This window comes from Aneurinibacillus migulanus (genome assembly GCF_001274715.1).
Lineage (GTDB): Bacteria > Bacillota > Bacilli > Aneurinibacillales > Aneurinibacillaceae > Aneurinibacillus > Aneurinibacillus migulanus.
Genome location: NZ_LGUG01000002.1, coordinates 110,210 through 135,294, shown reverse-complemented (window position 1 = coordinate 135,294; position 25,085 = coordinate 110,210). Strand labels below are relative to the sequence as shown.

At 43.1% G+C, this 25,085-nt stretch carries 26 protein-coding genes; 18 read left to right on the top strand and 8 right to left on the bottom strand.

The genetic code is table 11. The annotated features are described in order from the left end of the window. Positions 1 to 16 precede the first annotated feature (16 nt). On the bottom strand, positions 17 to 616 hold the full coding sequence (locus AF333_RS00695; RefSeq protein WP_043063831.1) for a hypothetical protein: 600 nt from the start codon (positions 614 to 616) through the stop codon (positions 17 to 19). Between the two features lie 149 nt (positions 617 to 765). On the opposite strand from AF333_RS00695, the gene AF333_RS00690 reads away from it, so the two are divergent. From AF333_RS00690 to AF333_RS00680, 4 genes are all read left to right on the top strand, one after another. Beyond that, complete coding sequence (locus AF333_RS00690) at positions 766 to 1,896, top strand: serine hydrolase (protein WP_043063832.1); 1,131 nt, start codon at positions 766 to 768, stop codon at positions 1,894 to 1,896. 75 nt (positions 1,897 to 1,971) lie between these two features. Continuing rightward, the gene (locus tag AF333_RS33330) at positions 1,972 to 2,148 is read left to right on the top strand and encodes a hypothetical protein (protein WP_158502280.1); all 177 of its coding nucleotides are present in this window, start codon (positions 1,972 to 1,974) and stop codon (positions 2,146 to 2,148) included. A gap of 198 nt (positions 2,149 to 2,346) precedes the next feature. Further along, positions 2,347 to 2,913, top strand: a complete 567-nt coding sequence (locus AF333_RS00685) for a hypothetical protein (RefSeq protein ID WP_043063833.1) — start codon at positions 2,347 to 2,349, stop codon at positions 2,911 to 2,913. 41 nt (positions 2,914 to 2,954) lie between these two features. Further along, on the top strand, positions 2,955 to 4,217 hold the full coding sequence (locus AF333_RS00680; RefSeq protein ID WP_043063834.1) for a hypothetical protein: 1,263 nt from the start codon (positions 2,955 to 2,957) through the stop codon (positions 4,215 to 4,217). A gap of 283 nt (positions 4,218 to 4,500) precedes the next feature. Here AF333_RS00680 and AF333_RS00675 read toward each other — a convergent pair whose 3' ends face one another. After that, positions 4,501 to 4,680 (bottom strand): aspartyl-phosphate phosphatase Spo0E family protein, encoded by a 180-nt coding sequence (locus tag AF333_RS00675; protein ID WP_043063835.1) that lies wholly within the window; start codon positions 4,678 to 4,680, stop codon positions 4,501 to 4,503. A 106-nt stretch (positions 4,681 to 4,786) separates the two neighbouring features. Here AF333_RS00675 and AF333_RS00670 point away from each other — a divergent pair, with 106 nt between their 5' ends. From AF333_RS00670 to AF333_RS00625, 10 genes are all read left to right on the top strand, one after another. Then, complete coding sequence (locus AF333_RS00670) at positions 4,787 to 5,722, top strand: lysylphosphatidylglycerol synthase transmembrane domain-containing protein (protein WP_043063836.1); 936 nt, start codon at positions 4,787 to 4,789, stop codon at positions 5,720 to 5,722. Positions 5,723 to 5,783: 61 nt separating this feature from the next. Then, on the top strand, positions 5,784 to 6,263 hold the full coding sequence (locus AF333_RS00665; protein WP_043063837.1) for a hypothetical protein: 480 nt from the start codon (positions 5,784 to 5,786) through the stop codon (positions 6,261 to 6,263). Positions 6,264 to 6,420: 157 nt separating this feature from the next. Then, positions 6,421 to 7,407 (top strand): LacI family DNA-binding transcriptional regulator, encoded by a 987-nt coding sequence (locus tag AF333_RS00660; protein ID WP_043063838.1) that lies wholly within the window; start codon positions 6,421 to 6,423, stop codon positions 7,405 to 7,407. 3 nt (positions 7,408 to 7,410) lie between these two features. Continuing rightward, positions 7,411 to 8,328 carry a ribokinase gene (rbsK, locus tag AF333_RS00655; RefSeq protein ID WP_043063839.1) on the top strand — a complete coding sequence of 306 codons (918 nt, stop codon included), beginning with the start codon at positions 7,411 to 7,413 and terminating at the stop codon, positions 8,326 to 8,328. 18 nt (positions 8,329 to 8,346) lie between these two features. Continuing rightward, a complete protein-coding gene (gene rbsD, locus AF333_RS00650) occupies positions 8,347 to 8,742 on the top strand; it encodes a D-ribose pyranase (RefSeq protein WP_043063840.1) in 396 nt (131 codons plus the stop codon). Positions 8,743 to 8,760: 18 nt separating this feature from the next. Next, positions 8,761 to 10,251 (top strand): sugar ABC transporter ATP-binding protein, encoded by a 1,491-nt coding sequence (locus tag AF333_RS00645; RefSeq protein ID WP_043063841.1) that lies wholly within the window; start codon positions 8,761 to 8,763, stop codon positions 10,249 to 10,251. Between the two features lies 1 nt (position 10,252). Next, positions 10,253 to 11,194, top strand: coding sequence for an ABC transporter permease (locus tag AF333_RS00640; RefSeq protein ID WP_043063842.1), 942 nt, complete (start codon positions 10,253 to 10,255; stop codon positions 11,192 to 11,194). Between the two features lie 29 nt (positions 11,195 to 11,223). After that, positions 11,224 to 12,156: a ribose ABC transporter substrate-binding protein RbsB gene (gene rbsB, locus AF333_RS00635; RefSeq protein WP_043063843.1), complete on the top strand. Its 933-nt coding sequence runs from the start codon at positions 11,224 to 11,226 to the stop codon at positions 12,154 to 12,156. Positions 12,157 to 12,658: 502 nt separating this feature from the next. Continuing rightward, a complete protein-coding gene (gene speB, locus AF333_RS00630; RefSeq protein WP_043063844.1) occupies positions 12,659 to 13,597 on the top strand; it encodes an agmatinase in 939 nt (312 codons plus the stop codon). 397 nt (positions 13,598 to 13,994) lie between these two features. Next, positions 13,995 to 14,609 (top strand): DUF3600 domain-containing protein, encoded by a 615-nt coding sequence (locus AF333_RS00625; protein WP_158502282.1) that lies wholly within the window; start codon positions 13,995 to 13,997, stop codon positions 14,607 to 14,609. Between the two features lie 147 nt (positions 14,610 to 14,756). Here AF333_RS00625 and AF333_RS00620 read toward each other — a convergent pair whose 3' ends face one another. Genes AF333_RS00620 through AF333_RS00610 form a run of 3 tightly spaced genes read right to left on the bottom strand, consistent with a single transcriptional unit; the run spans position 14,757 to position 17,542 of the window. Next, positions 14,757 to 15,626, bottom strand: a complete 870-nt coding sequence (locus AF333_RS00620) for a polysaccharide deacetylase family protein (RefSeq protein ID WP_052811698.1) — start codon at positions 15,624 to 15,626, stop codon at positions 14,757 to 14,759. Between the two features lie 48 nt (positions 15,627 to 15,674). After that, positions 15,675 to 17,018 carry a DUF4179 domain-containing protein gene (locus AF333_RS00615; RefSeq protein WP_043063846.1) on the bottom strand — a complete coding sequence of 448 codons (1,344 nt, stop codon included), beginning with the start codon at positions 17,016 to 17,018 and terminating at the stop codon, positions 15,675 to 15,677. Then, entirely contained in the window at positions 17,018 to 17,542 is a 525-nt protein-coding gene (locus AF333_RS00610; RefSeq protein WP_043063847.1) for a sigma-70 family RNA polymerase sigma factor, read from the bottom strand. The genes AF333_RS00615 and AF333_RS00610 overlap by 1 nt, the downstream gene beginning before the upstream one ends. A 464-nt stretch (positions 17,543 to 18,006) precedes the next feature. On the opposite strand from AF333_RS00610, the gene AF333_RS00605 reads away from it, so the two are divergent. After that, on the top strand, positions 18,007 to 19,095 hold the full coding sequence (locus AF333_RS00605) for a hypothetical protein (protein WP_043063848.1): 1,089 nt from the start codon (positions 18,007 to 18,009) through the stop codon (positions 19,093 to 19,095). A gap of 144 nt (positions 19,096 to 19,239) precedes the next feature. On the opposite strand, the gene AF333_RS00600 is transcribed toward AF333_RS00605, so the two are convergent. Together AF333_RS00600 and AF333_RS00595 are read right to left on the bottom strand one after the other, a co-directional pair. After that, positions 19,240 to 19,728 (bottom strand): hypothetical protein, encoded by a 489-nt coding sequence (locus tag AF333_RS00600; RefSeq protein ID WP_043063849.1) that lies wholly within the window; start codon positions 19,726 to 19,728, stop codon positions 19,240 to 19,242. A gap of 126 nt (positions 19,729 to 19,854) precedes the next feature. Beyond that, positions 19,855 to 22,134, bottom strand: a complete 2,280-nt coding sequence (locus AF333_RS00595; RefSeq protein ID WP_043063850.1) for a sigma-54-dependent Fis family transcriptional regulator — start codon at positions 22,132 to 22,134, stop codon at positions 19,855 to 19,857. Between the two features lie 269 nt (positions 22,135 to 22,403). Here AF333_RS00595 and AF333_RS00590 point away from each other — a divergent pair, with 269 nt between their 5' ends. Beyond that, complete coding sequence (locus tag AF333_RS00590; protein WP_235356068.1) at positions 22,404 to 22,589, top strand: hypothetical protein; 186 nt, start codon at positions 22,404 to 22,406, stop codon at positions 22,587 to 22,589. After that, positions 22,582 to 23,997 carry an amidase gene (locus AF333_RS00585; RefSeq protein ID WP_043063851.1) on the top strand — a complete coding sequence of 472 codons (1,416 nt, stop codon included), beginning with the start codon at positions 22,582 to 22,584 and terminating at the stop codon, positions 23,995 to 23,997. Before AF333_RS00590 ends, AF333_RS00585 begins: the two co-directional genes overlap by 8 nt. Positions 23,998 to 24,082: 85 nt before the next feature. On the opposite strand, the gene AF333_RS00580 is transcribed toward AF333_RS00585, so the two are convergent. Next, on the bottom strand, positions 24,083 to 24,430 hold the full coding sequence (locus tag AF333_RS00580) for a hypothetical protein (protein ID WP_043063852.1): 348 nt from the start codon (positions 24,428 to 24,430) through the stop codon (positions 24,083 to 24,085). Between the two features lie 204 nt (positions 24,431 to 24,634). Between AF333_RS00580 and AF333_RS00575 the strand changes: the two genes are divergently transcribed. Beyond that, positions 24,635 to 24,988, top strand: a complete 354-nt coding sequence (locus AF333_RS00575) for a DUF3243 domain-containing protein (protein ID WP_407638626.1) — start codon at positions 24,635 to 24,637, stop codon at positions 24,986 to 24,988. The last annotated feature ends 97 nt before the right edge of the window (positions 24,989 to 25,085 follow it).

Below are 25,085 nucleotides of genomic sequence, written 5' to 3'. Positions count from 1 at the left end.
TTTAACATAAATTCCTTTACCAATCCCTTAACTTTTCATCCTCAGCATCGTAGATACCATCTTCATTCAAGTCCCACCAGTTTGTACCACGCAGAGAGATAGCGTGATCGATTTCCATTTTTGGTGCTTTCATGTGTATAAGCGTTTGGATCTGAGCCTCAAGGCATTTCATCTCCGCGTCCATTCCTGTCCAGACTTCGTCGGGTACAGCTTCTTTGTATGTATAGAGGTAGTCGTGATAAAGCTTAGAATGGTAAGCGTCATGCACAATGGTGCTGGCGTACCACGTTACGGAAGCATTTGCTGTTGTGCCTACTTTGTAGGTGGGAGGCGTTTCATATGCTGCCATACCGCTGAAGTTGTGCTGCTGTATTTTTCCGATATAGGTAATGACCATAGCATAATCAGATGGTGCTTTGCTTTTTAACAAGTTTAAAGCGGCATTTGTCTGATTTATAAATTTTTTGTCCCCGCTAATGAGGATGGGGATAGAAGAAGCGGAAGACGCTTTAGTAGCCTTTGGCATATTGCTTTTGATCGCGTGAATAGTAGCCACCTCTGCTGACGCGTGGTAAGTAAGAAGAAAAGTGGTTAGAAGTACAACAAGATGCTTCATGCGCGCCTCCTTTGGCTGATGAGTATATAAATGAATTCGTGAAAATCAAAAAAATTCCTGTAGTTCCTTTTGCCTGCATAGAAAGAAAAAATGAAACGAAGTGAAAAGCGCTTTCGTATAGGCTGTAAAAGGCAGAAGGAGGGTTTGCATTGAAACGCTTGTTGTTGGGTGCCATTGCGCTTATAAGTATCGTTCTGGGAATCGGGAGTTATGTGTTCTCAAAAAAAGCTTCTACTCCTGATGCTATGCTTTCCTTTATTAAGGAGAACCCCGAGCGTGCTTCGCTTCATTATATCCGAAATGGAGAAGTAGCCGCCACATCTCATTCTGAACAGATGATGCCGCTTGCCAGTGCGGTAAAAACGGTTCTTGCGATCGAATATGCTAAACAATCCGCGGAAGGAAAGATGAACCCGAAAGAGAGTGTACCACTGAAGGAGTTAGAAAAGTATTATCTTCCCAATCTTGATGGAGGTGCGCATCCTGCATGGCGCAAATCAGTTGAGGAGGGTGGAGTGGCGAAGAACGGCGCGGTTCCTTTAGAAGAAGTAGCAAAAGGGATGATACAATACAGTTCGAATGCTAACACAGAGTACTTGATGGAGAAGTTAGGCCGGGACAGACTCGAACAAGTTCTTGCCGAATTGGAATTACGCCATCATGAGTCGATATATCCTTTTGTCTCTTCATTATTACTTCCTTATGAAATTATGTCATCAGATTATCTGGGGCTATCGGAAAAAGAAGCGCTGCCGAAAGTGAAAGAAAAAATGCGCTCTATGAGTGCAGAGGAGTGGCGTGAGCATGCCTGGCGAATTCATGAGAAACTTAGTAAAGACAAGGATGGATCATATAAAAAACAAGCAGAAATCGAAAAGTGGTATGACAGTGAACTCGATAAGATGAACTCCGATCGCTTCCCTGCGGCCACGGCAAAAGAGTACGCGGAATTGATGCAAAAAATAAACAGTCGCTCGTATTTTTCAAAGGAAGTTCAACAATATCTTCATCCTGTAATGGAAGGAATTATGCAAAATCCAGCCAACCAGCAATGGCTTCTTCATGCCGGCAAGAAAGGTGGTTCTACGGCCTACATTCTAACGGATGCAATGTATGCGACCGACAAACAAGGAGCGAAGACAGAGCTTGCGGTGTTCTTTAATGATTTGCAAGCGAAGGAAAGTGACAGGCTTACCGCTGCGCTGAATGAGTTTGAACTGCTTTTGCTGCGCGATGAGAAATTCCGTCAGAAAGTAATCGAGGAACTTAAGCAAAAATAACTCGTAAAAGTATAGGTCCGAACATAGCGGCAAAAAATATAGTTGTGTAAATCATACAGTAAAGGAGAGAATAATATGGGTGAAAACAAATTTCGCCGCTATGGGCATCAGGAGCCGATGGGCCACAGGCATGTAGAGGATACACCATATATGGGCAAAGCAAAAATACCCGCAAAACCGTCACCATCCGGGGAAGTACAGAATATTTCTAAGATGGAGAACGCGGGCGATATGCGATTAAGTAAAGAATAAATAAAGCATACACCTTTAATAAAGAAGAAGGTGGAAAGGCGCTCCAGTGAGGAGCGCTTTTTTATTTAGGCACACGCGGAAATGTGCACAATTCAGGCGAATTCCCCATATCTTGGGTAGCCCGGGTCACGTATACATGTATCAACGTATCAACGTATGACGGACATTGTAATGCAGATAGTGAAGGGGGGAGCAGGAATGGAGGATAGCTATGATTTGAAGTCATTCATCGGCAGGAATACACGTATTGGTTGGAAAGGTGCGACATCGGGAGCGGGCCGTTTACTCGATGCTACGTCCGATTATTTGGTTATTCATGAGGCAAAAGGTGGTGTGATTTATTATCGCCGTCATCATATCCACAGTATGAGCATGGATTCACGGGATACTTCCGATTTGGAAGGTGAATTAGCAAAGGCTATACCGGAATACGTAAAGAAAGATTCGTTTGACAAGATTATAGAAGGGCTGCAATACTGTTGGGTTCAGATCAACCGCGGCGGCGAAGAACAAGTGGAAGGGGTGCTTGGCGATATCTTTCCGGATTACGTGTTGCTTATCGCACATGATGAAATGGTTGTCATCTTTAAGCATTCTATCCGCAGTATCAGTATGGGAGTAAAAAAAGCGGAGAAAGAACCAGAGAAGAAAGAACCAGAGAAGAAAGAACAAGAGAAGAAAGAACAAGAGAGAACAGAAAACAAAAGCAAGAAGGACGGCTGGCAATATTGGAAAGGAAGCCGCTACTTCAAGGCAGGTATGTAGCGGCCTACCCAACTAATATTATGTGGGAAAGGAGGGAAAAGATGAGGGAAAAGGATACCGAATCGCCGCTGGAGTATTGGCTTGGAAATGCCATTCAGGTTAATAAGTCGAGTGATGCCGAGGTGAATGGACGATTGCTGGGAGTAAAGGACGATTATCTCGTTATTGAGCAGAAGAACGGCGAGCACATTTATTATAAAACCGAGCAAATCAGAAGTATCACCATGAATGTTCAGGATGTGGACGGACATAGTCAAGTACATGAAGGAAAAGAAAATCCATATTGTAATGAAGCAAAATTCAAAGAGCTCATCAATCGTTTGACACACCGTTATGTGCGGATTCATTGTGGGGAAAGCGATGTATGTGGCATGATGGCCGGAAGCCGACAGGGTGATGTATTGCTTGTACAGGGGCACGAAGTAATTATTCTATTCGCACACGGAATTTACCATATCAGTTGTGTAAAGGAAAAGGTAACAGAGAAGAAAATGGAAGAGGCGCAAAGTTCTGACCCTGTAGAAAGACAAAAGGTGAAAAAGGAGGAGAGTGCGGTGGAAGACAAATGGGAGTATTCGGAAAATCAGGAAGGAGAAGAGATAGGAACGTATGTTCAGGCGGAGGATGATTTCACGGATGCATGGATTGTGGCCGAGGATGAGGAGGCGGATTTTGCCTTTGAAATGGATGATGAAGATGAGATGGAAATGGGTTCGGAAAGGGAAAAGATTCATGTGGCGTATGAACAAGAAGAGGTAGAGGTAGAAAGCGAGATCATGCATTTCTCCAAAGCTAAAGAGGAAGGAAAGCATACACAACAATCCGAACCTGCACCGGTTATGCATCCTGAACCTGCACCGATTGTGCATCCTGAACCTGCACCCGTTATGCACCCTGAACCAGCATCGGTTGTGCACCATGAGCCAGCACCGGTTGTACATCCTGAATCACCACCCGTTATGCACCATGAGCCAGCTTCGGCTATGCACCCTGAACCAGCGCCGGTTGTACAAAAAGAAACTGGTGGTGGCGAAGAGGCAGCCTCCTATACTTCACGCAGTCCGGAAGGGCAGGCGTCGTCTGTTTCGCCGTTTCTTTCACAAGATACACGAGTAAAAAAACAGGCACGGCCTATGCGTACAAATACCAAGCAAAGCCAGCCGAAGACAAAAAATACAAAGAAGAGAGCCTCAAGTCGAGTAAGTGAAAGTCACAAAACAAAAAAATCAAGAGTAAGCGGAAGCGGAAAGGTTAAACCGGCATCAGGCAAAGCCTGGCTTTCCCGAAGGGTAAGTAGGGGATAGCACACCTGTTGATTGTTCAGAGAGGAAAAGACCACCACAACGGGACACAAACAAGGCTTTTCGTCTTCCTTCCCGAGCGCATGCCCCAGCCAGGCGAAAGAGGACAGCAACGGTCTCCCTCTTCGTGTCTACCCAGATGTTTTGCGGTCTCGCCTGGCTAGGGCAAAAAGTGACCCTCTACGCTTTCGTGTGGGAGACGAACCGACGTCCGTTTGGAGCACGGTGTGGTGGCTATTTACTCTGGATCGTACTGGATAATCAACACCCTTGAGGTTATTGGCTGTTATAGCGCAGAAGCGCAGTTTTCCTTTTGCTGCATTGCCTTTATAATAAGTTGGTCAAGCTTCTGGCTTATATATAGTACAATTGGGTGTTGGAAATCGAAATCATGCTCGGCAGCGGTCAGTGCAAGCAATGTTTTCAACTTTTCAATTCTGTATGACAATATATGGTCCAACTTCATAAAAAACCACCTTTTCTTAGTTTTTCATGTAGTCATGATAATTACATTGTTTTATTATTTTACATCTTACTCAATTTGGCAACCTTTGGAGGTTTTTGATTTATAAATGAAAAAGATAGGTATTTGGTTAATCCGTGCCTTATTGCTGAGCATGTTTCTTATGCTAACAGTGCATGTATTCGATTGGGAGCTTGTATGGGAGCGGGGGAAGACATTGCTTACGCGTCCTGGTTGGCTCGTATGGATGTTGGTGATGTATTTGGGCGCATTCGTATTACGGGCATGGGCATGGCGTGTGTATTTGCGGCGACGCGTTTCATTTATGGTCTGTTTGTATGGATTGTTTTACAGTCTGTTTTTGAACCACATACTTCCGGTGAAAGCGGGCGATGCCGTGCGTATCGGCTATATCGTAAAACGAGATGCTGTTGCATGGGACGAGGCAACGCATTCTGTCGTCGTGTTACGGCTTTTGGATATGTTTGTGTTGGGCGGAATGGCGGCGGCAGGTATTCTGGCGCTTGGACTGTCGCATTCCACGCTTGTCTTCTGGTTGGCTCTTGGAGGCGCGGTCATTGCAGGATGTCTTATTTACATCGGTTTACGTGACAAGAAATACCAATTCTGGAAGAAGCATTTTCGTCTTTTGCGAAACGGTTTTGCCGGAGCGGATGGGGTTTTGATTGCAGGAGCGACTCTTGTAAGCTGGCTGCTGGAAGCGTGGGTAGTAGTAGGAGTGCTTCGTGCACTTCGGATGGATCTCTCTTTTCTTTCCGGGGTATGGGTGAATAGCATGACAATTGCTGGGCAGGTATTTCATTTTACACCGGGAGGGATTGGTACATATGAGAGCGTGATGAGTTTCTCTCTCGCTGCTATTGGTATGGATTGGCGGCAGGCGTATCTTATCTCGCTATTGAGCCATGGTTTTAAATTTGCGTTTTCCTATATGGTGGGCATATGGGCGCTCGTATTTGCCCCTCTTTCTTTCCAGGACATACAGTCGTGGATTCGACGTAAAAATAAGGAACAGAATGGCTAAAAGAAAATTGTGCCATACTGTTAAGATAAACCGGACAAGCGGAAGAAGGAGTGAAAAGCAAATGAAGGAGTTATGGTTGGCCCGTCTGTTTCGGCGCACATGTTCGATACAGAAGCGGATGGAAACGGTACGGGAATGGCCAGATGAACGGGAGCTTCTGCTTATTCTACATACATTAAAGGAACAAACCGATCAGTCGTATGATTCATGTATAGTCGACCGCGAAGTATACGATTCATCTCGCCACCTTCTGTTTCTGCTGGATATGGTGCTGCCGTATGCTCTGATAACACCTCCTGCACTCCAGGAGCGCATTATTAGACTCATTATCGAAGGTGTGCCCGGCGTATTGACACGATACCTGCAACTAGGAGAAGAGAGACGGCGAGACATGCGCCGGGAGTTTTTGCGTGAGCTTCGCTGTATGACGGCAGAGATACGACGAATCGTCACAGCTATTCAAGAGTGCGAGAGGGAGGCGTTTATCCATCAGGCGTCTTTCATTGCAAATGGACACAAAAAGAGTAAAACACATTTATAAAATTATGATTGACAAATAATAAATAGACGGTTTATAGTAGGGTTAAATAAAGTGTGTAACCGGTTACTTATAACATAATAGCTTTTGTATCACTATTTTTTTGTTGAATGTGTAACCGATTACACATTCATTGTGACAGTGAGGAAGGAAGAGACGGATGGCTACCATTAGGGATGTATCGAAGCTTGCGGGTGTGTCCGTAGCGACAGTATCACGTGTATTAAATCGTAGCGGCTATGTGCACGAAGAAACAGAGCGTAAGGTTTTAAAGGCGATTAAAACGCTGAATTATACGCCGAATTTTGTAGCCCGCAGTTTATCAAATAAAAGAACGAGCACAATTGGCCTGATGGTGCCTGACATTACGAATCCGTTCTTTCCAGAACTGGCTCGTGCGGTGGAAGACGTTATGCAATTGTACGGATATACCACAATTCTCGGGAATTCTGATGAGAGTGCACAAAAAGAAAAACAGTATATAGCAGCGTTAAAGCAGCGCTATATTGATGGCTTTATTCTCGCTTCCACAGCGCTGACGGCAGATGAAGTGCATACGTTTGATATGCCGGTTGTAGTGTTGGACCGGGCCATCTTGTCTGATAAGGTGCCGATGGTTACATCCAAAAACCGCGAAGGAGCGAGGAAAGCGACCGAGCTTCTACTGGCGCAAGGATGCCGTAAAATCGCACATCTTCGGGGACCTGTGCAGTTGATGAATGCAGACGAGCGTTGCCGGGGGTATCTAGATGTCGCGGAACGAGAGGAATGGTTCCATTCTGGACTCATTGTACCGGGTAACTATGATATGAAGCGGGCGACAGAAGCGACGCTCACTCTGCTCAAGGAGTACCCCGATATTGACGGGATATTCGCCGGCAATGATACGATGGCGATCGGGGCAATGCGGGCGGCACAGACACTCGGCATTTCTATTCCTGAGAACTTAGCGATTATCGGCTTTGACGGTATTGCTATGGGAGAGATTGTGTACCCAGAGTTGACGACAGTGGCACAGCCGATTTATGACATGGGAGCGCTGGCTGCGCGTATGCTAATAAAAATGATTGAAAGGCAGCCGCTTGACTCGCTGTATTACGAATTGGACGTACAGCTCATCGAGCGAGGAACAACAAGGAGGGTGTAAAGGATGAAGCATCCGAAAATTGTGGTGGTCGGCAGTATTAATATGGACCTGGTCACCGAGACACCGCGCGTTCCGGCATTGGGAGAGACAGTGCTGGGTAGTCGTTTCTCTACACTGCCCGGCGGTAAAGGCGCTAACCAGGCGGTAGCCTGTGCCCGGCTAGGAGCCGAAGTGCGCATGGTGGGCTGTGTGGGTGATGATAGCTTTGGAAGAGAGTTAATGGAGAATCTCCGGCGAGAGGGTGTTTGCGTGGATGATGTGGAACCGGTTACAGATGTGGCGACCGGTATTGCTTCTATCGTAGTGGAGAGTGGAGATAACTCGATCATCGTCGTTCCGGGCGCTAATCATGCAGTAACTGTAGATAAAGTAAGGCAGGCTGAGACAGTGATACAGAAAGCTGATGCCATTCTGCTTCAACTGGAAATTCCGCTTGAATCAGTAGCAGAAACGGTACGCATCGCCAGTCGGTACAATGTTCCGGTGATTGTAAATCCGGCACCGGCGACAGAGCTTTCAGAGGATGTATTGCAGAAGATTACGATTTTGACGCCAAACGAGTACGAGTTGGGGATTCTGCTAGGTAAGCATTTAGAAGAAGCTGAAGAGTTCAAAGCAGTGATGGCTGGATATCCCGGTACGATTGTAATGACAAAAGGCGAGGATGGTGCCTACTACAGTACTGGTGAAAGCTCGGTAGCTCATCAGCCTGGGTGTAAGGTAGAAGTAGTCGATACAACCGGAGCTGGTGACACGTTTAATGCGGCACTGGCGGTCATGATCGGACGCGGTTATCCGTTGGCGGATGCAGTGCGCTACGCGGTGGCGGCCAGCGCGTTATCCGTAACGAAATTCGGGGCTCAGGGCGGTATGCCATCGCACGGGCAGGTAGAAGCATTCTTACAACAGCTTAGCAAGTAAGGCAACAGGGGTAAAGTGATGAAAAAAATTGGAATTTTAAATAGTGAAATTGCAGCAGTTATCGCAAAACTTGGTCATACGGATACGATTGTTATTGGAGATTGCGGTCTTCCGATTCCGAATGAAGTGCCGCGTATCGACCTGGCATTAAAACCGGGATTGCCTTCTTTTATTGAAACATTGGAAATCGTTCTTCAAGAAATGCATGTGGAAGCGGCTACGCTGGCTGAAGAAATTCAGGCGCATAACCCGGAAGTGGAAGGGCAGGTCAATGTTATGCTGTCCGATACGGTGGTATCCTATGTATCGCATGAAGAGTTCAAACAACTGACCGGACGGGCGAAAGTTGTTATCCGGACAGGGGAAGCGACGCCATATGCCAATATTATTTTGACATCCGGCGTGATCTTTTAGATAAAAGGGTGTTGCATAATGAACACGCTCATTGAGATGACAGGAATTGATAAATCGTTTGGCAAAGTAAACGTATTAAAAAATGTTTCGTTTTCACTGGAAAAAGGCGAGATTCATGCGTTGATGGGTGAGAATGGGGCTGGAAAGTCCACGCTGATGAAAATCCTCACAGGCATCTATACGAAGGATGCAGGGAATATCAAAGTTCGTGGCCAAGAAGTTGAGATCGGAAGCCCGAAGGAAGCGGAACAACTGGGCATTGCAGTCATTCACCAGGAGCTAAATATCATTCCCCAATTAACTGTGATGGAGAATATGTTTTTGGGCCGGGATTTATGCTACGGCAAAACAGGCATTCTTCGCACACGGGAGATGAAGCAAAGAACGCGTGAATATCTTGGTCGCTTAGGTGTACATCTCGATCCTGGCATGGAGGCAGGCAAGCTCTCGATCGGGCAGCAGCAAATGATCGAGATAGCACGCGCGTTGTCTGTGAATGCAGAGGTATTGATTATGGATGAGCCGACCGCTGCGTTAACTGATCGTGAAATCGAAGCACTATTCAACGTAATGAGAGAGCTTCGTTCCCAAGGTGTAGGGATCGTCTACGTATCACATCGAATGGAAGAAATCTTCGCCATGTGTGATCGGATCTCCATACTTCGTGATGGTACGTTCGTCGGTACAGAAACAATTAAGGAAACAGACCTGGATACAGTCGTGCGCATGATGGTAGGGCGCCAGCTTGGAGAACGCTTTCCAGAGCGTGAAACAGTTATCGGTGAGGAACGCTTGCGTGTAGAAATGCTTGGTGACGGCGGTATTATTTCTGACATTAGTTTCTCCGCAAAGCGTGGTGAAGTGCTTGGCATTGCGGGTCTAATGGGGTCTGGTCGGACAGAGATAGCCCGTACGCTATTCGGTGTAAGCGAGAAACAGACTGGAAAGGTATTTCTAGATGGAAAGGAAGTCCGCATCCGCAAGCCGGATGATGCGATTGCGCACGGCATCGCATTTGTAACGGAAGACAGAAAAGCGCAGGGATTAGTGCTTGGGCTTTCTGTAAGGGAAAACATTGCACTGACGAATCTGAGCGCATTGTCGAAAAATGGGATTATGTCCGGTTCCAAAGAGGAACAGTTGGTGCGTGATATGATTCAGCGCTTGAATATTAAAACAAGCAGCGGAGAACAGACTGTAAAGTCGCTCAGCGGTGGCAATCAGCAGAAGGTTGTCATCGGTAAATGGCTGGGCATTACGCCAAAGGTGCTAATCCTTGACGAACCGACACGCGGCGTCGATATCGGCGCGAAAAAAGAAATCTACAACATCATGAATCAGCTTACCGCCGAAGGGGTTACCATTATTATGATTTCATCAGAATTGCCGGAAATTCTGGGCATGAGCGATCGCATTCTTGTTATGCACGAAGGCAGACTGGCGGCGGTAATGGACAAAACACAGGCCACGCAGGAAAAGATTATGCATGCGGCCACCGGAGGAAAGTAACATGGCAGACAAAAAATCTTTTTCACTTAATCTGCAAAAGTTGGGGCCTTTTATCGGACTTCTTGTTATTACGATTATTCTCGCAGTGATGAGTCCCAACTTTTTAACACTAAACAACATTCTAAACGTACTGCGTCAAGTATCGATTAATGCACTTATCGCGTTCGGGATGACCTTCGTCATTCTTACCGGGGGCATCGATTTATCGGTAGGGGCCATTCTGGCGCTTTCTGGGGCATTGACGGCGGGATTGATGACCAATGGTATGGACCCGATCTTGGCAATTCTGGTCGGGCTTCTGGCCGGCACTATAATGGGGATGGTGAATGGACTTCTAGTTGCCAAAGGAAAAGTAGCTCCCTTTATTGCAACATTGGCCACGATGACAATTTTCCGTGGGCTGACGCTCGTATATACGGAAGGACGCCCGATTACCGGATTTGACAGTGACATGTTTACGATGCTTGGTGCCGGTTATTTATTTACTATTCCGGTGCCGGTTATTTGGACGCTCGGCTGCTTCGCGGTGCTGTATTTTATTCTGAAGAAAACAGCATTCGGACGTCGCGTATATGCGATTGGCGGCAATGAGGAAGCGGCTGTTCTCTCTGGTATTAAAGTCAGCCGGGTGAAAATCTATATTTATGCGCTTACCGGTTTTCTATCCGCGCTTGCGGGCATTATTTTGACATCGCGCCTTAATTCCGCACAGGCAAACGCCGGAATGGGCTATGAGCTGGATGCAATTGCAGCCGTTGTGCTTGGTGGAACCAGCTTATCCGGCGGTCGAGGCTGGATTTTCGGTACGCTTATCGGGGCTATGATTATCGGTGTACTCAATAACGGATTAAATTTGCTGGAGGTTTCTTCTTTCTATCAGCAAGTTGTCAAAGGTTCAGTCATTCTGCTTGCCGTTTTGCTTGACCGCAAAAAGGCAGCATAACATAAAACATATCCAAGGGGGCTACAACAATGAAGAAGATATTCAAAGGTCTTGCAGTAGGCATGCTTGGCTTATCTATGCTGGTAGGCTGCACAACACAGGCGCCTGGCACAGCTGACAAGGGTGCGACAGATGGGAAGAAAGAAAACATCACGGTCGGTCTGGCTGTATCCACGCAGAGCAATCCATTCTTCGTTACATTAAAAGAAGGCGCAGAGAAAGCGGCAAAAGAAAACAATATGAAACTTGTTACAGTGGATGCTCAGGATGATCCGGCAAAACAAATTTCCGGTATCGAAGATTTGATTCAGCAACAAGTAGACGTACTGCTCGTCAATCCGACTGACTCAGCTGCGATTGCTTCAGCCATTAAATCGGCGAATCGCGCTAACATTCCGGTCATTACAGTAGACCGTAGTGCAGAGGGCGGTGAAGTCGTATCCCATGTTGCATCTGACAACGTAGCAGGCGGCAAAATGGCAGCCGAATATTTACTTGAGAAAATCGGAAAGCAAGGAAATGTTGTTGAATTGGAAGGTATCCCAGGAGCTTCAGCTGCCCGTGAACGCGGAAAAGGGTTCCATGAGATTATGGATAAAGAGAGCGGTGTAAAAGTTGTGGCTAAACAGCCAGCCGATTTCGATCGTGCAAAAGGCATGAGCGTTATGGAGAACATCCTCCAAGGAAATAAAGACATCAAGGGTGTGTTCGCACATAATGATGAAATGGCGCTCGGCGCGCTTAAAGCCATTCAGTCTGCCGGTTTGAAAGATGTTGTCGTTGTAGGGTTTGACGCAACAGACGATGCGGTAGCTGCAGTAAAACAAGGCAGCATGAGCGCAACTGTGGCACAGAAGCCGGATTTAATCGGTAAGCAGGCAATTGAGGTAGCTAAGAAAGTGGCTGCGGGTGAAAAAGTAGAAAAAAATGTACCGGTTACATTAGAATTGATTAAGCAATAAAGTAAAAGACCTGACCCTTTAAACCGTACTTATTCGGTTGATGGGCGGGTCTTTTTTCCGAATCTCCTCCTTTCAACCACACTCCCCTATCAAAATATCAAATGTAATTTATATATATGTCGCTATAAAGCAAGAAAGCGACATGTAGTTTCTTCCACTTCTATTACATGAAAAACTAACGAGGCGTCTGCAAAACGTTGTTTTCACGAATCCTCAGAAGTGCATAAATTATTCTATTTTGCATAAATTCTCGACAGGAAGCATAGAAAAAAGCTTTTTTACTTGTGTGAAAATTGGCATATAATTTGCTATATACTAATAATGTACAACAAAAATACACCTGTTCCACGGGATGGGGGTTGAGATTATGCAAAGTAAATTATTCCTCATTGCTGTTCTGCTTTCTATGATTTTAGAGGCAGCCGTGTTTACCTATACGAGAGAGAAGACGACTAACATTCGAGTATGAGTAAATAACGGAAAAAACGGAGGAATAAATAAAATGAAATATCCATTGTCACCCGATGTAAAGCCGGAATTTTGCACAACCGGAACATTTATGCGTTTGCCTTCCCAGCGTGAAAACGCAAAGATCGCTATTCTAGGTATGCCTTTCGATACAGCCGCCTCCTTCCGGGTAGGCGCCAGATTTGCACCGCAAGCGATCCGTCAGGCATCCATGACGCTATTCCCTTATCATCCCATTCATAACGTGTATCCATTTGACGATACGAATGCAATTGATATCGGTGATGTGCCTGTCATTCCGCATAATATCCACCGCAGCTATGAGCTTATCGAACAGTCTGTAGTTGGATTGATGCAACAAGGCATTGTACCAATCGGGTTAGGTGGAGATCATTCTGTTACGCTAGCGAGCCTGCGTGCCGCAGCTAAAGTATACGGTCCTGTCGCTATGATTCATTTTGATTCTCATACGGATACGTGGGACACGTATTATGATGAAAAATACTGGCATGGCTCTCCTTTTATTCGTGCACATGAAGAAGGATTGCTTCAGCCGGATAAAGTTTTCCAGATCGGCATTCGTGGTACGCTTAATCATCCTGGAGATTTGCAGGCCAGCTATGATTTGGGATATCGTGTCATCACAACGCCAGACCTTCGTAAACGAGGATTCGAGAACCTGCTGCAGGAGCTTAGGGAGACAATTGGGGATACACCTTGCTTCTTGACTTTTGATATCGATTTTGTCGATCCGTCTTGCGCGCCGGGAACCGGTACGCTTGAGGTGGGTGGATTCAGCAGTCTTGAAACGCTGGAAATGGTTCGTTCCTTGACCGGCTTCAATTATATCGGATTCGATTTGGTGGAAGTGCTTCCTCCGTATGATCCGACGCAGATTACTTCTCTTTTGGCAGCGACACTGGTTCATGACTTCGCTAGTTTAATTGCTCTGAACACAAAGCAGGATAAATAAAAAGCAGTAGATATGTATATAGGCCTTTCCTTGAGCTTTATTAGCTCAAGGGAGGTCTATTTTTTATGCTTGCTAAATGGGTCTGTTTGAAGATGTAACTACTTTGTTTATAATTTTCTTCAAAAAAATCGAACGGTATACTTCTTTCTTGCCAATATATAGTGTAAGGCTGAAAGAGGAGTAGCGGATGAAGAATACAAATAAAGATGCTCCCACTCATTACGCTTACGCTAGCCGGCAGCTGTAAAGTGTATGGAGAACTGGATGAGAAAATAATTCAGGGTGCTTACAAATCCGTTCATTCCCTCATATAGGAAAAATCAGAGAAGTGACGGCTTCACTAGAATTGAAAGAAAAAATTATGGATGAACGTACACATACACAAGGAGGAAGACAGATGAAAAAACGTATGGTAGCAGGCATTGTAGCTGCTTCATTATTGGTACCCACAGGAGCTTTTGCTGCGTATTCATATATCGCAGACACGATATATGGTTCAAAGGAACAAGTGATTCAAGCTGGCGGAACACAACAAGCGTATGAAGAGCTGGAATCAAAATTGCAATCCGCAAAACAGCAATTAAGCGAAAAAGAGTTTACAACATTCATGACCTTACTTGAAAAAATTGGGCACTATAATTTAAAGATTGCAGATAGCGAAGGAGTTCTTCATCCCGAACGCTTGAGCGCTGAAGAGCAAAAAGAATATACGCAGCTGACCACATCTCTTCAGCCATTCTTTACAAAATTAAATGGAGGAACACTGGATACAGACGAATCTTTTCAAGAAAAACTTGAAAAGGCTAAGAGTGTATTGAGCAAGGAGGAATTTGTCCAATTTGAAGGTTTGCTGAAAGACATGATGTACTACACATCAAAAATGACTGATAAGGACGGAGTACTTCATCCCGAGCGGTTATCAGATAAAGAAAGAAAAAATTATGAACTACATCAAGAAGTGATACAGCCTTACTTCGATAAGTTAAATAAGGCAATGGATGAAACAAAATAGTGTAACTGCCTAATAACATGCAACGCCTAAACAAAGCAGCTTCCTGATATGTCAGGAGGCTGCTTTGCCTTTTAGAGCCGATAATCCCAGTTATGTTTCTTTTGTCTTTTTCATTAACTAATTTGGTGTTTGTTTCTGAAGGGTCTTTTAGTGATTATAGTTCTCCAGTTTCTTTATCAACCCTTCTGCCGAAATATTTGGAGATCCGGCATTGATTCGCATAACTTTCTCTTTGTGTGCCTCGTTGATTCCTTCCTGGGTTGTAAAGAAGAGAGGGATATGAAGTTTCTTCCCAGTTTCTATCACTCTATCATTATAAGCACCAAACGGGAGACAGAGAAGGTGTTCATGATTGTTTAGCTCCTGTTCCAGACGTTTGTTTGCGAACTGAAGATCTTCCTCTATTCGCTGTCTGTATTCCGTTTCTGTCTCTATCCTCTGCTCTTTCTCTTTGTATATTGGTGTAATGAGCATAGGTCCTGTTTCTCCTTGAGCGTTTACTTTGCACAGGGTATGCTGGTCATATGTATGCGAATAGAAGCTTATGCCGTTTCGCTTCATTTCTCGCATGTCGTCCCAGGTTAGGTGCGGAATCGCCTTTGGATTTGGTGTATCGGTCGCTTTTACGATGATAAAGTTCGTAGCAGGATACCCATACTTACGTAAAACGGGATACCCCTTTTGATAGAAGCTCTTATAGCCATCATCAAAAGTGAGAAGAACTGCGTTCGGCGGCACGCTTTTATTGCCTTTCATGAAGGCAATAAATTCATCCATCGAAATAACATTGTATTTGTTTTCTTTTAACTTTTTCATATGTTGTTCAAAAAGTGCCGGTGTAATGGTAGCGTTGCTTTTTAATTCTTCGTCAATGTGGTGATATGTCAGCACAAGCACCTTGTTCTCATAGGGAAGCAATGGTGTACGCTTAGGTGTAATTTGAAAATATAAAAAGGTACATATAAAAATAACTATCAAAAGAAATAGAAGTGTTGTCCAGCGTTTTTTCTCTCTCATAATGCTCCCCGTTCATCTGCTCCTTATTATGATTCGTTCGTTTTTGTGTTAGCGGATAGGAAGCTTTATTTCTAATTCCTTATAAAATTTCACATCGCGCATTTTATACGTAAGAATTTGAATGGCTTCGTCTTTTTTCAGTGCTGGATACTCCTGAATAAAAGAATAAATATTACCTTTTACCTCGGTTAATTTTCCGCCGTTTCCATCATATTTTTTACCGCTCTTTCCACCTTGTACGAGCCAGATTGGACCAGCCTGGTTATATGGATCATTGCCGATTACATCGTAGTGCAATATCGTTTTGTTTGTAAGGAACTCCACTTTTTTAACCGTAATCGATCCGATATCGCCTTGTTTAATCGTTAAAGGAAGTCGATTAATTTCTGTAAAGGCTTCCCCGAAGCTGTTACCGCCTGTAAAAGGCTTTATTATAAGAGATTTTGCATTTTCTCTCATCGGTGTGTAAAAGAAAGTGTACTCCATTGCAATCCGACCATCCTTGGTGCTTATTCCTGGTCTACCACCGCCACCTAAGAAAGTGAGAGGGAAACCATGTTCATCCATGACTTGATAGCTCATATTAAAGGCTGTATTCTCATTACGCGGTTCTGCTGTTCTAAGCTTTATTTCTGTTCCGCGTGACGATACAGCCACGGAAGTAAGCGTTAAGGAGGTGGTATTCATATTTTTTGTAATCATCGGTGTGAGCTTTTTTACATTCGTATCAGTCTTTGTAATCGGAATAGTAAATGCCCACTTGCCTTTGATAGTACCTATCTGACGAACTTCAAAGTGGAACGTGAATGAATCGCTTTGTTGAATATCGTCTACTGGCTGTAGGTTTAGTACACCTATATTTTGTTTTGCATCTACATGCGTAACATTTGCACTGTTTACCCACCAATTTGCTCCTTGTTTATCCTGGTATGAGTTGGATTTATATCTCTGCTCACGGTTACTTAGAGGGGGAAGAGTGCCGCTTGCTTCTTCTATAATCCCAAGCGATATACGTGTCCCGTCATACAGTGCTTCTGAGATGGTGAGGGTGATGCCTTGATCGGTTGCGCTTTGCTTCACAGAAGAAGTAAAGCCCTTACGATTCGCATTCTGGATACCTTCATCTCCTAAGGAATCAAAAATTTTGCTGAACATGGGTACGGCTTTTAATGCTTCAGCCATTGTTGGAGAAATAAACCCTGATCCGATAATTCCTCCTGTAATAAGTAAGGTAGCGGAGGCAATCAGGAGTGGTTTTCGGGTACGTGATGGCTTGCGCTTTGGCAGCGTAGCGAGCGTTTGATTAATCCGGCTTTCTACGATATCAGGTAATTCGAGGGGAGAGGCTTCTGTTATCCGCTGCTGGATTTTGTGGTCGAGTTTTTTCTCCATTAGGACATTCGCTCCTTTCCATGTTCATCATGTAATTCGAATAAATTTGCTAGCTTCAACCGTGCTCGGTGAAGTCTTGATTTTATCGTGCCAATAGGTTGCTCTAAGATTTGCGAGATCCTTTTGATAGGTAAATCATTAAAGTAATAAAGAACGACAATGATACGCAATTCCTCTTCTAAAGAGTCCACAACCTCCTGAATTTCAATATGTCCGTAGTCATCTGTTGTTGTTTGTGTTTGCTTTAGTTCAATGAGTGGAACCAAACGCTTTTTTCGTTGCAGGATACGCTTGCATTCATTAATTAGGATGCGAATTAGCCATGTTTTAAAGTAATTTGGGTCACGAAGCGTATGAATGGCATGATAAGCTTTTAGAATCGTTTCTTGAATAGCGTCCGCGCAATCCTCATCTGTCTTTACGATCGCTTTAGAAACCCGGTATAACGAGGCTTGGTTTATTTTTATTAAACGGATGAACGCTTCTTGATTTCCGTTTCTAGCTTGTTTTATATCGTCTTCCAATAGGAAAGCTCCTTTCTCTCTTTAAACATTAGATACATAAACGTACTGCTTGGTTCTCGGTATCGAAATTTTATCAATATGTATTTTTGTGGCCATCGTCTGAAGGGCGAAGGTGCAGAACTATTATAGGGTATTTTGAATGTTAGGGTGCGTGGCTGGAAGGAGGAGATTCGGAAAAAAGAAGAGGTTGGATACGCCCTGCGATCCGGCAGAAGAAAGGCCAACCAGATGTATATAAATGTGTTAAATCTTATGATGATTAGTTTAAATACTATTTTTTGAGTTAAATTTCAAAGAAAAATATAGGAAAATATTCTCTTATACCTTAAAATAAGGTAAAAATATCATGATTTGAAAGTAGGAGTTATTCCATGTGCAATATGAATCTTGTTGAATGAAGGAGGGAAGCTGTAAAACAACCGTTTTTAATTGTTATTTATATAAAAGGAGAGGAAGAAGAAATTATGAGAAAAATCAAGAGAATTTTGGTTAGTGCAGGTACGACATTCATGTTATTAACAGGTTGTTCATCCGAAGGTGCTATTGATTTTGCTCAATATGCAAACAAGCAAATGGAAATTACATCCATGGAGTCGCAAGGGACCACAGCTATTAACCTAGAATATGACAGTAGTAAAATCAAAGATAAGGAAGAATTGAAGTTCTTGCAGTTGTTCAATCATATAAAAATTAGCGCACATATGATAAGTGAGAATGAGGATACAATGTCAATAGACGGTAAGATTATATTGCAGAAAGGAGCCATTCCATTTAAGCTATTCATCGATCAAACGGAAATGGTCATTCAGCTTGATAACGCAAGTAAGCCAATTCGCCTTGCAAATCAAGCCAGCTCATTATCTTCAAACCAGGAGAATTACCTTGCGGCTATGAAAGAGCTTACTCCGCATATTATCAAAAACTTGCCCAATCCCTCCCGATTTGAAATAACATCCAAGCAGGATAAAGTACAGGGAGAGAATATAGATGGAAAGAATGTGCATGTACAAATAAATGGAGATGAGATTCCTTCTCTTATTCTGAGTTTTATGGATGGAATAAGCAAAGATAAGGAAGCGATTGAGGTTATAGTGAGAACGATTAACAATGTGGATGCTACAGCGAAGATGACGACAGAGACGTTCAAAAACGAGCTGGATACGATGGTTCGTACCTTGAAGGAAGAAGTGTCTACCATCCAACAGGATAAAACGCTACAGCCCATCTTCAGTAAAAACAATTATGTTAAGGCCGATATTTTGATCGATAGCCAGCTATATGAACGGAAGTCAGATGTGACGTTCCATGTTGCATTTCCAACTCCTAATGAGAGTGGAATTCAATCCTTACACATTCAATCAACAACTGAAAATTGGAACATAAATCAACCGGTAAAAGCACAGCCGATTTCCGCTGCCCATTATCTGGATGAACAACAGCTTTCAGATGATACAGCCGGTAAGCTATTTTTGGAAACCCTGGATAAGCAACATAGTGTCCTGTACGATATTCTCGTTAATGATATGGAGTTGTATACAAATAAAGGGAAATAATATTCGCCTACCCCTGTGAAAATTATGATATTTTTGTCCTTAATAATGAGATAAGTTCAATGAATGATTACGTGTATTACTATAATAATGAAAGCCGGACATATGTCCGGCTTTATAAGATTGGAGGAAGTAACGGTCTTGGAACTAAGGGATATAACCCTTAAGTTGTTCAGGGGTACTGCGGTCAAGTTTCCGGTTTTGAAAATAAAGAATTACATTTATAAGAATAAAAGCAAGGGCTACACATATAACAAAAAATATTCCACTATATTGTTGTGGCTCACGGAAAATAGGAAAAACTAAAGCCTGATAAAGAAATAAAGCACCAACACCAAATCGTACCGGTATAGCAATATTACGTGCTTTTTTTCCTTCTGTTCCTCGTTTAGCCTCCGTATAGTCATACAATTCCCGCATAGAAGGAAAGAAATAAAGGGGGCCTAGTGCTGCTCCTTTAGGCAAAAGCAAAAGAATACCATTACAGAAAAAGGCAATGCTAAAGATAAACTGAATCGGGATAGAGGGAAACAGGTGTATAATTACAAAAAATATTAACAAAAATAAGAGAGTAAACGCGTTTAAAAGAATATATTGATTTCGTCGTAGTATTGAGAGACGTTCCTGCTGTAACATGGCATACCTCCTCTCGATATACTTATTTTAACATTTTGCTTAAAAGCTACCATAACGATGCCCATTTGTGGTATGATATGGTGGCTCTTCCTGGAAGTATCAACAGGTATAATATGCTTTAGATCCTTATCGGGTAATCTGGAATTCTTTTAGTTTTCTGTATAGTGTGCTACGGGCGATACCAAGAGCCTTAGATGCATCGGTAATTGTTTCCGTTTTCCTGAGTACTTGTTCAAGCATTTTCCGCTCCATCTCTTTTAGTGATTCGGTAGGATTACTCTTTCGTTGATAGTGTCCTTTTAGAGCCCTTGGTAAATGTTTTGCTTGTATGTGACTTTTCTCTCTTCCGGAAAGTAAAAAGGCACGCTCCAGCACATTTCTTAATTCACGAATGTTTCCTGGCCAATGATATTGAATGAATAATTGTAGTGCTTCATTACTGATTTTGTTCGGGCCTTCGCCATGGGTTTGGTGAAACTCATTCAGGAATTCCTGGCAGAGATGCTCGATATCTTCCGGTCTTTCGCTAAGAGGAGGTATTGTAATAGATAATACATTTAGACGATAAAAAAGATCGGCTCGGAATGACCCCTTATACGCAATTTCTTCTTGTAGATTTCGGTGTGTTGCAGCAATAATTCGTACATTTACCTTCCGTTCTTGATTTTCCCCAAGCCGCATAATCTTTTTTGATTCAATCGCCCGTAACAATACAACCTGAAGCTCCAATGGCATATCACCAATCTCATCTAAGAAAAGTGTTCCGTTATTTGCTGCTTCAAACTTGCCAATTGCTCCCCCTTTTTTAGCACCCGTGAAAGCCCCCTCTGTAAAACCAAATAATTCGCTGGCAATAAGTTCTCTAGGTAACAATCCTGTGTTTACAGCAATAAAGGGACCGTCTCTTCTTTCACTTTGATTGTGGATTGATTGGGCAACGACTTCTTTTCCAGTTCCGGTTTCCCCTAGTATAAGAACATTGGCCGACGATTGAGATGCGAGTCTGGCTACTTCGAGCTCCAATTGGTATTCATAATTTTTTGTACGTATACGGTCAAAGCAATAAAAAGCTCCGGATGGGAAGGTACTTATTTTTGGTTTAAGCAGCAGCATTTGTTGGTGCTTTGCTCCATAATGATTAACCTCGAACGAATCATGCATGTTTTGAAGCATTTCTGGTGTAAGGGCCTGTCCTTCCTGTAGTCGGGTTAGCTCTTCCGCTTTTTTAGTCATATACAATATATGGTTATCCTCCGACATCACAAGAAGTGCTTCCTCGCTAATTTGGCCCCAAGCTTCCAATGTGATTTCATTCAGGTGAGGGGGTTCCTTGCTTTTTTCTTTAAATGGCTTAGGAGGAATGTTTTGCTGAGAGTCCCAGACAACCTCAAATTGCCCATCAGGCAAAGCCTTTCCAATTTTGACAGGTCGTGAAAGATGACGGTGGTCTTCTTCAACAAACAAGGTTCCGCAGGCAGTTTCTAGCTCCTTACCGCTTAATTGATAAAAGATAGTGCGATGATCCAGGCTATTTGTTTCAATAATACTTTCTATAATCATACCTGTACCCAAGTACGTATTAAACATCACGGAAGAAATCACTTGGTTTGAGCCAATATAACGATGGAGTTCATTGACAAACTTCGTGTTATACGGATTATGAAGCGATTGAAAATAGCTGGCCGAGCTATAATGACCAGCCCCAAACTCAGCACCCATGGCTGCGATTTCAGTCTCTTTCGTAATCGGACTGAAAATAGGGATTTTTTCAGGTTGTAGCTTCATTCGATGATACGTTCTATAAAACGGGATAATGCTTTGGCCCACAAGCGTTAAAAAAATGGCATCAGGCTGTTTTAACATGATATCTTCCAGAATATCGTAGAAGTTTTGATGACCAAATGGTACGTACTGTTCCCCGATTACGGACCCGTTCCTTTCTTTTAAGTATGTTTTGACCTGTTGATTCGTTTCCCGTGGATAAATATAATCCGTACCTACGCAATAGATTCGTTTTCCGAAGCGATGAGTTAAATAATTAAGAAGAGTATGAATCTGTTGATTTGGAACTTCTCCTGTATAAAAAACGTTTGGATGACATTCCCGGCCTTCATATAAGGTGGGATATACAAGAAGACAATCATATTTTTCCAAGACAGGGAGAACGGCTTTCCTGCAAGCTGAGGTATAGCACCCTATAAAAATTTTCACTCCTTCCTTAGCAAGCGCTTCAGCTTCTTCTGCACTTTTGGCCGGGTCTGAACAAATATCGCGAACGATTGCTTCTACCTTATGTTGCTTGTTGTTGTATTCTTCTATGGCGAATTTCGCTGCATCACATTGTCCACGTTCTGTTAAGGCCGTCGTTCCGGTTAATGAAAACAATAGCCCGATTTTGATATTCATGCATCCTTTCCTCCCTGTGTTTTATTTTCGGACACCCGTCTAAAAATCGGACAAACTTCCCTATATGTCTTACTATAGCAAAAGTATAAATATTTTGAAATCTTGTGTTCGATTTTGCGACACTTGATATTTTACTGGTGCTTTTCCTATAGGGATTTCTTATTGGTATAGCTTTTGCTTTTAAAGAAAATTGAAAAGAGAAAGGAGGTTAAGGAGGAAGAAGGTACGGATATTTGAAAGAGAGTCGTATTTTATAGAGGAGGGAATGTATGATGAAAGTAACACTTCGTGATGTATTGGAGAGTAGAGGCGTACAAGTGTCGGAGAGTCATCTTGATGTATTGGAACAACGCTGGCAAGCAATTCAATATTTAAAAGCAGATTTTGAAAGCGCTGTATTGGATGACTATGATATTGCCCTTCGTCACATTCCTGGAGGTGATCACATTGAGTAAAGAACTGGTTACGAAATCAGTAGAAGAGCTAGCTCCTTTACTTCGAGAGAGGGAGATTTCCCCTGTAGAATTAACACAAGAGATATTAGAGCATGCTGAATCGCATAATGAGCGGATTAATGCTTATATTACTATCACACGTAAACAAGCAGAAGAAGCGGCCTTACAAGCCGAAAAAGAGATCGCGGATGGAAACTATCGTGGAATGTACCATGGGATTCCGATGGGAATAAAAGATAATTTATACTTTAAAAACGAAGTGACTACGATGGCCTCCAAAATTCATGGAGATTTCGTATCCGATTTTGATGCGACGGTAGTAAGCAAGCTAAGAGAAGCTGGTGTCATTTTTACTGGAAAGCTGAACATGCATGAATACGCCTGGGGCATAACGAACAACAACCCGCATTTCGGTGCTTGCCGTAATCCGTGGGATACAGAAAAAATTCCCGGAGGTTCGAGCGGAGGTTCGGGTGCCGCTGTTGCGGCTGACATGAGTGTTGCTTCATTAGGAACAGATACGGCAGGTTCGATACGTATTCCGTCTTCAGCCTGCGGAATTGTAGGTCTGAAACCGACTCACGGCAGAGTGAGCAAATATGGTTGCTTTCCTCTTGCATGGTCGCTTGATCACATCGGACCGATGACGAAAACAGTGAAAGATGCAGCTGGATTGCTAGAAGTGATTGCGGGATATGATAAAAATGACCCAACCTCCGTAAACGTTCCGATAGGAAGCTATACAGAGCAGTTAACTGGTAATGTTAAAGATTTGGTCATAGGTATTAATGAAGAATATTTTTTCAACCATGTTGATGCTGATATCGAAAAGCTGGTTAGGCAAGGAATTCAGCGTCTAGTCGATCAGGGAGCGAAGGTGGAAGAAGTAAGTATTCCGTCACTAAGATATGCAGAGTACGCTGAGATGATTACGATTCTAGCAGAAGCCGCTGCGATTCATCATCGAAATCTTCTTGCGAGACCTGAAGATTTTGGTAAAGATATTCGACTTCTATTTGAATTAGGAGAAATTCCTTCAGCAGTAGATTATCTTCAATCACAACAAATAAGACGACAGCTTAAACAGGATTTCCAAAAGGCATTTGAAAAGGTAAATGTTCTTATTACGCCGACGTTGCCGATTCTTCCACCGAAAATAGGAGAAGAGTACGCTGATCTAAACGGAGAAAAAGTTGATTTAATTGATCATATTATTCGCTTTACAGGACCAGGAAACTTAACCGGTCTCCCTGCGTTAACTGTGCCATGCGGATTCAAGGAAGGAATGCCGGTCGGTCTGCAAATTATAGGCCCAGCATTCAAGGAAGGGACTATATTAAATGTAGGCTACGCAGTAGAGAAGACGAATCCTCTAAAAGGAAAAAAACCTGATCTAGTTATTTCTTAAGAGGGAGTATTATGGCATTTTCATTAAGTCAAAGATTAAAGTTAAAGCCAGAACAGGCCTGTTCTGGCTTTATATTATGAAGATATCAATCTTCTCCACCTTTCTGAATCAGCGAATTACGATGCTGATAAGCTCGTTCGAAAGAATCGGAGGAAGAGTAGATGCTGTCTTTGTAATCTTCATACCAGCGTTGAATAAGCGAAAGTTTTTCCTTGTCAGATGCTTTTTTTAGACACAGCAGCCGCATCTTCTCATCAATTGGCATGTCCTCTCGTATTTCTTCCCTATCGGCAGCGAAAAGCCTGTTCATGCTGCTTATGAAGAAGTTAAACATATATTTTTGTGTGATTTCGAACGCATATTCTTCTGCATGACCTTTATCGCGCCGCTCGAAATAAATGCCAAGCAGATCTGGTTCTTCAAGAATTCCCATCTAAGGTCGCTCCTTTATATAGCATGAATGTTTACTGTTAAAAATAGTGTAAAGGATAAGGAAAGGTTTCTTCAACAGGGAATAGGCTGCCAAAGGGAGTGAAGTGGATAGTCAGATGTATGTACATATGGTTTAAGAAAATACGAATGGTGGAAACTTCTAACTGTACCATTAACTTATTCTCACATATAAGGAGGAAAAATAATGGATAACAGCAAGATGGAGCATATGGTAGATAAAAACGGAAATGTAGAAACAAGCCGCGTTGGTGAAATTGCAAGCCGCATGGGTGAAGATAGAAAAGATGACATACTTTCCAGCTTTGATTCGTTTAAAGGTTATCTGAGAGATAAAATGCAGCTTGGTGAAAAGCTAGGAATGGGCGAAGAAGCACTAGCAAAAACGGCGGAAAAGGTTGGCGATTATTTGGCTGCTAATGAAGAACCGCGTAACCGCGAAGAGCGTCTGCTACAAGAATTATGGAAAGTGGGCGACCAGGATCAGCGTCATCACCTCGCACATATGCTCGTACGTATGGTACAACATGATATGCACTAGGACTACCATGCCACACTTCTATATAAATTACATTTGATATTTTGACAGGGGAGTGTGGTGGGAAGGAGGAGATTCGGAAAAAAGAAGAGGGTGGATG

Excerpts from the sequence above, each read along its gene's own strand:
- AF333_RS00695 (WP_043063831.1), bottom strand. The coding sequence starts at position 616 with ATGAAGCATCTTGTTGTACTTCTAACCACTTTTCTTCTTACTTACCAC.
- AF333_RS33330 (WP_158502280.1), top strand. The coding sequence starts at position 1,972 with ATGGGTGAAAACAAATTTCGCCGCTATGGGCATCAGGAGCCGATGGGC.
- AF333_RS00685 (WP_043063833.1), top strand. The coding sequence starts at position 2,347 with ATGGAGGATAGCTATGATTTGAAGTCATTCATCGGCAGGAATACACGT.
- AF333_RS00680 (WP_043063834.1), top strand. The coding sequence starts at position 2,955 with ATGAGGGAAAAGGATACCGAATCGCCGCTGGAGTATTGGCTTGGAAAT.
- AF333_RS00675 (WP_043063835.1), bottom strand. The coding sequence starts at position 4,680 with ATGAAGTTGGACCATATATTGTCATACAGAATTGAAAAGTTGAAAACA.
- AF333_RS00670 (WP_043063836.1), top strand. The coding sequence starts at position 4,787 with ATGAAAAAGATAGGTATTTGGTTAATCCGTGCCTTATTGCTGAGCATG.
- AF333_RS00665 (WP_043063837.1), top strand. The coding sequence starts at position 5,784 with ATGAAGGAGTTATGGTTGGCCCGTCTGTTTCGGCGCACATGTTCGATA.
- AF333_RS00660 (WP_043063838.1), top strand. The coding sequence starts at position 6,421 with ATGGCTACCATTAGGGATGTATCGAAGCTTGCGGGTGTGTCCGTAGCG.
- rbsK (WP_043063839.1), top strand. The coding sequence starts at position 7,411 with ATGAAGCATCCGAAAATTGTGGTGGTCGGCAGTATTAATATGGACCTG.
- rbsD (WP_043063840.1), top strand. The coding sequence starts at position 8,347 with ATGAAAAAAATTGGAATTTTAAATAGTGAAATTGCAGCAGTTATCGCA.
- AF333_RS00645 (WP_043063841.1), top strand. The coding sequence starts at position 8,761 with ATGAACACGCTCATTGAGATGACAGGAATTGATAAATCGTTTGGCAAA.
- AF333_RS00640 (WP_043063842.1), top strand. The coding sequence starts at position 10,253 with ATGGCAGACAAAAAATCTTTTTCACTTAATCTGCAAAAGTTGGGGCCT.
- rbsB (WP_043063843.1), top strand. The coding sequence starts at position 11,224 with ATGAAGAAGATATTCAAAGGTCTTGCAGTAGGCATGCTTGGCTTATCT.
- speB (WP_043063844.1), top strand. The coding sequence starts at position 12,659 with ATGAAATATCCATTGTCACCCGATGTAAAGCCGGAATTTTGCACAACC.
- AF333_RS00625 (WP_158502282.1), top strand. The coding sequence starts at position 13,995 with ATGAAAAAACGTATGGTAGCAGGCATTGTAGCTGCTTCATTATTGGTA.
- AF333_RS00620 (WP_052811698.1), bottom strand. The coding sequence starts at position 15,626 with ATGAGAGAGAAAAAACGCTGGACAACACTTCTATTTCTTTTGATAGTT.
- AF333_RS00615 (WP_043063846.1), bottom strand. The coding sequence starts at position 17,018 with ATGGAGAAAAAACTCGACCACAAAATCCAGCAGCGGATAACAGAAGCC.
- AF333_RS00605 (WP_043063848.1), top strand. The coding sequence starts at position 18,007 with ATGAGAAAAATCAAGAGAATTTTGGTTAGTGCAGGTACGACATTCATG.
- AF333_RS00600 (WP_043063849.1), bottom strand. The coding sequence starts at position 19,728 with ATGTTACAGCAGGAACGTCTCTCAATACTACGACGAAATCAATATATT.
- AF333_RS00595 (WP_043063850.1), bottom strand. The coding sequence starts at position 22,134 with ATGAATATCAAAATCGGGCTATTGTTTTCATTAACCGGAACGACGGCC.
- AF333_RS00590 (WP_235356068.1), top strand. The coding sequence starts at position 22,404 with ATGATGAAAGTAACACTTCGTGATGTATTGGAGAGTAGAGGCGTACAA.
- AF333_RS00580 (WP_043063852.1), bottom strand. The coding sequence starts at position 24,430 with ATGGGAATTCTTGAAGAACCAGATCTGCTTGGCATTTATTTCGAGCGG.
- AF333_RS00575 (WP_407638626.1), top strand. The coding sequence starts at position 24,635 with ATGGATAACAGCAAGATGGAGCATATGGTAGATAAAAACGGAAATGTA.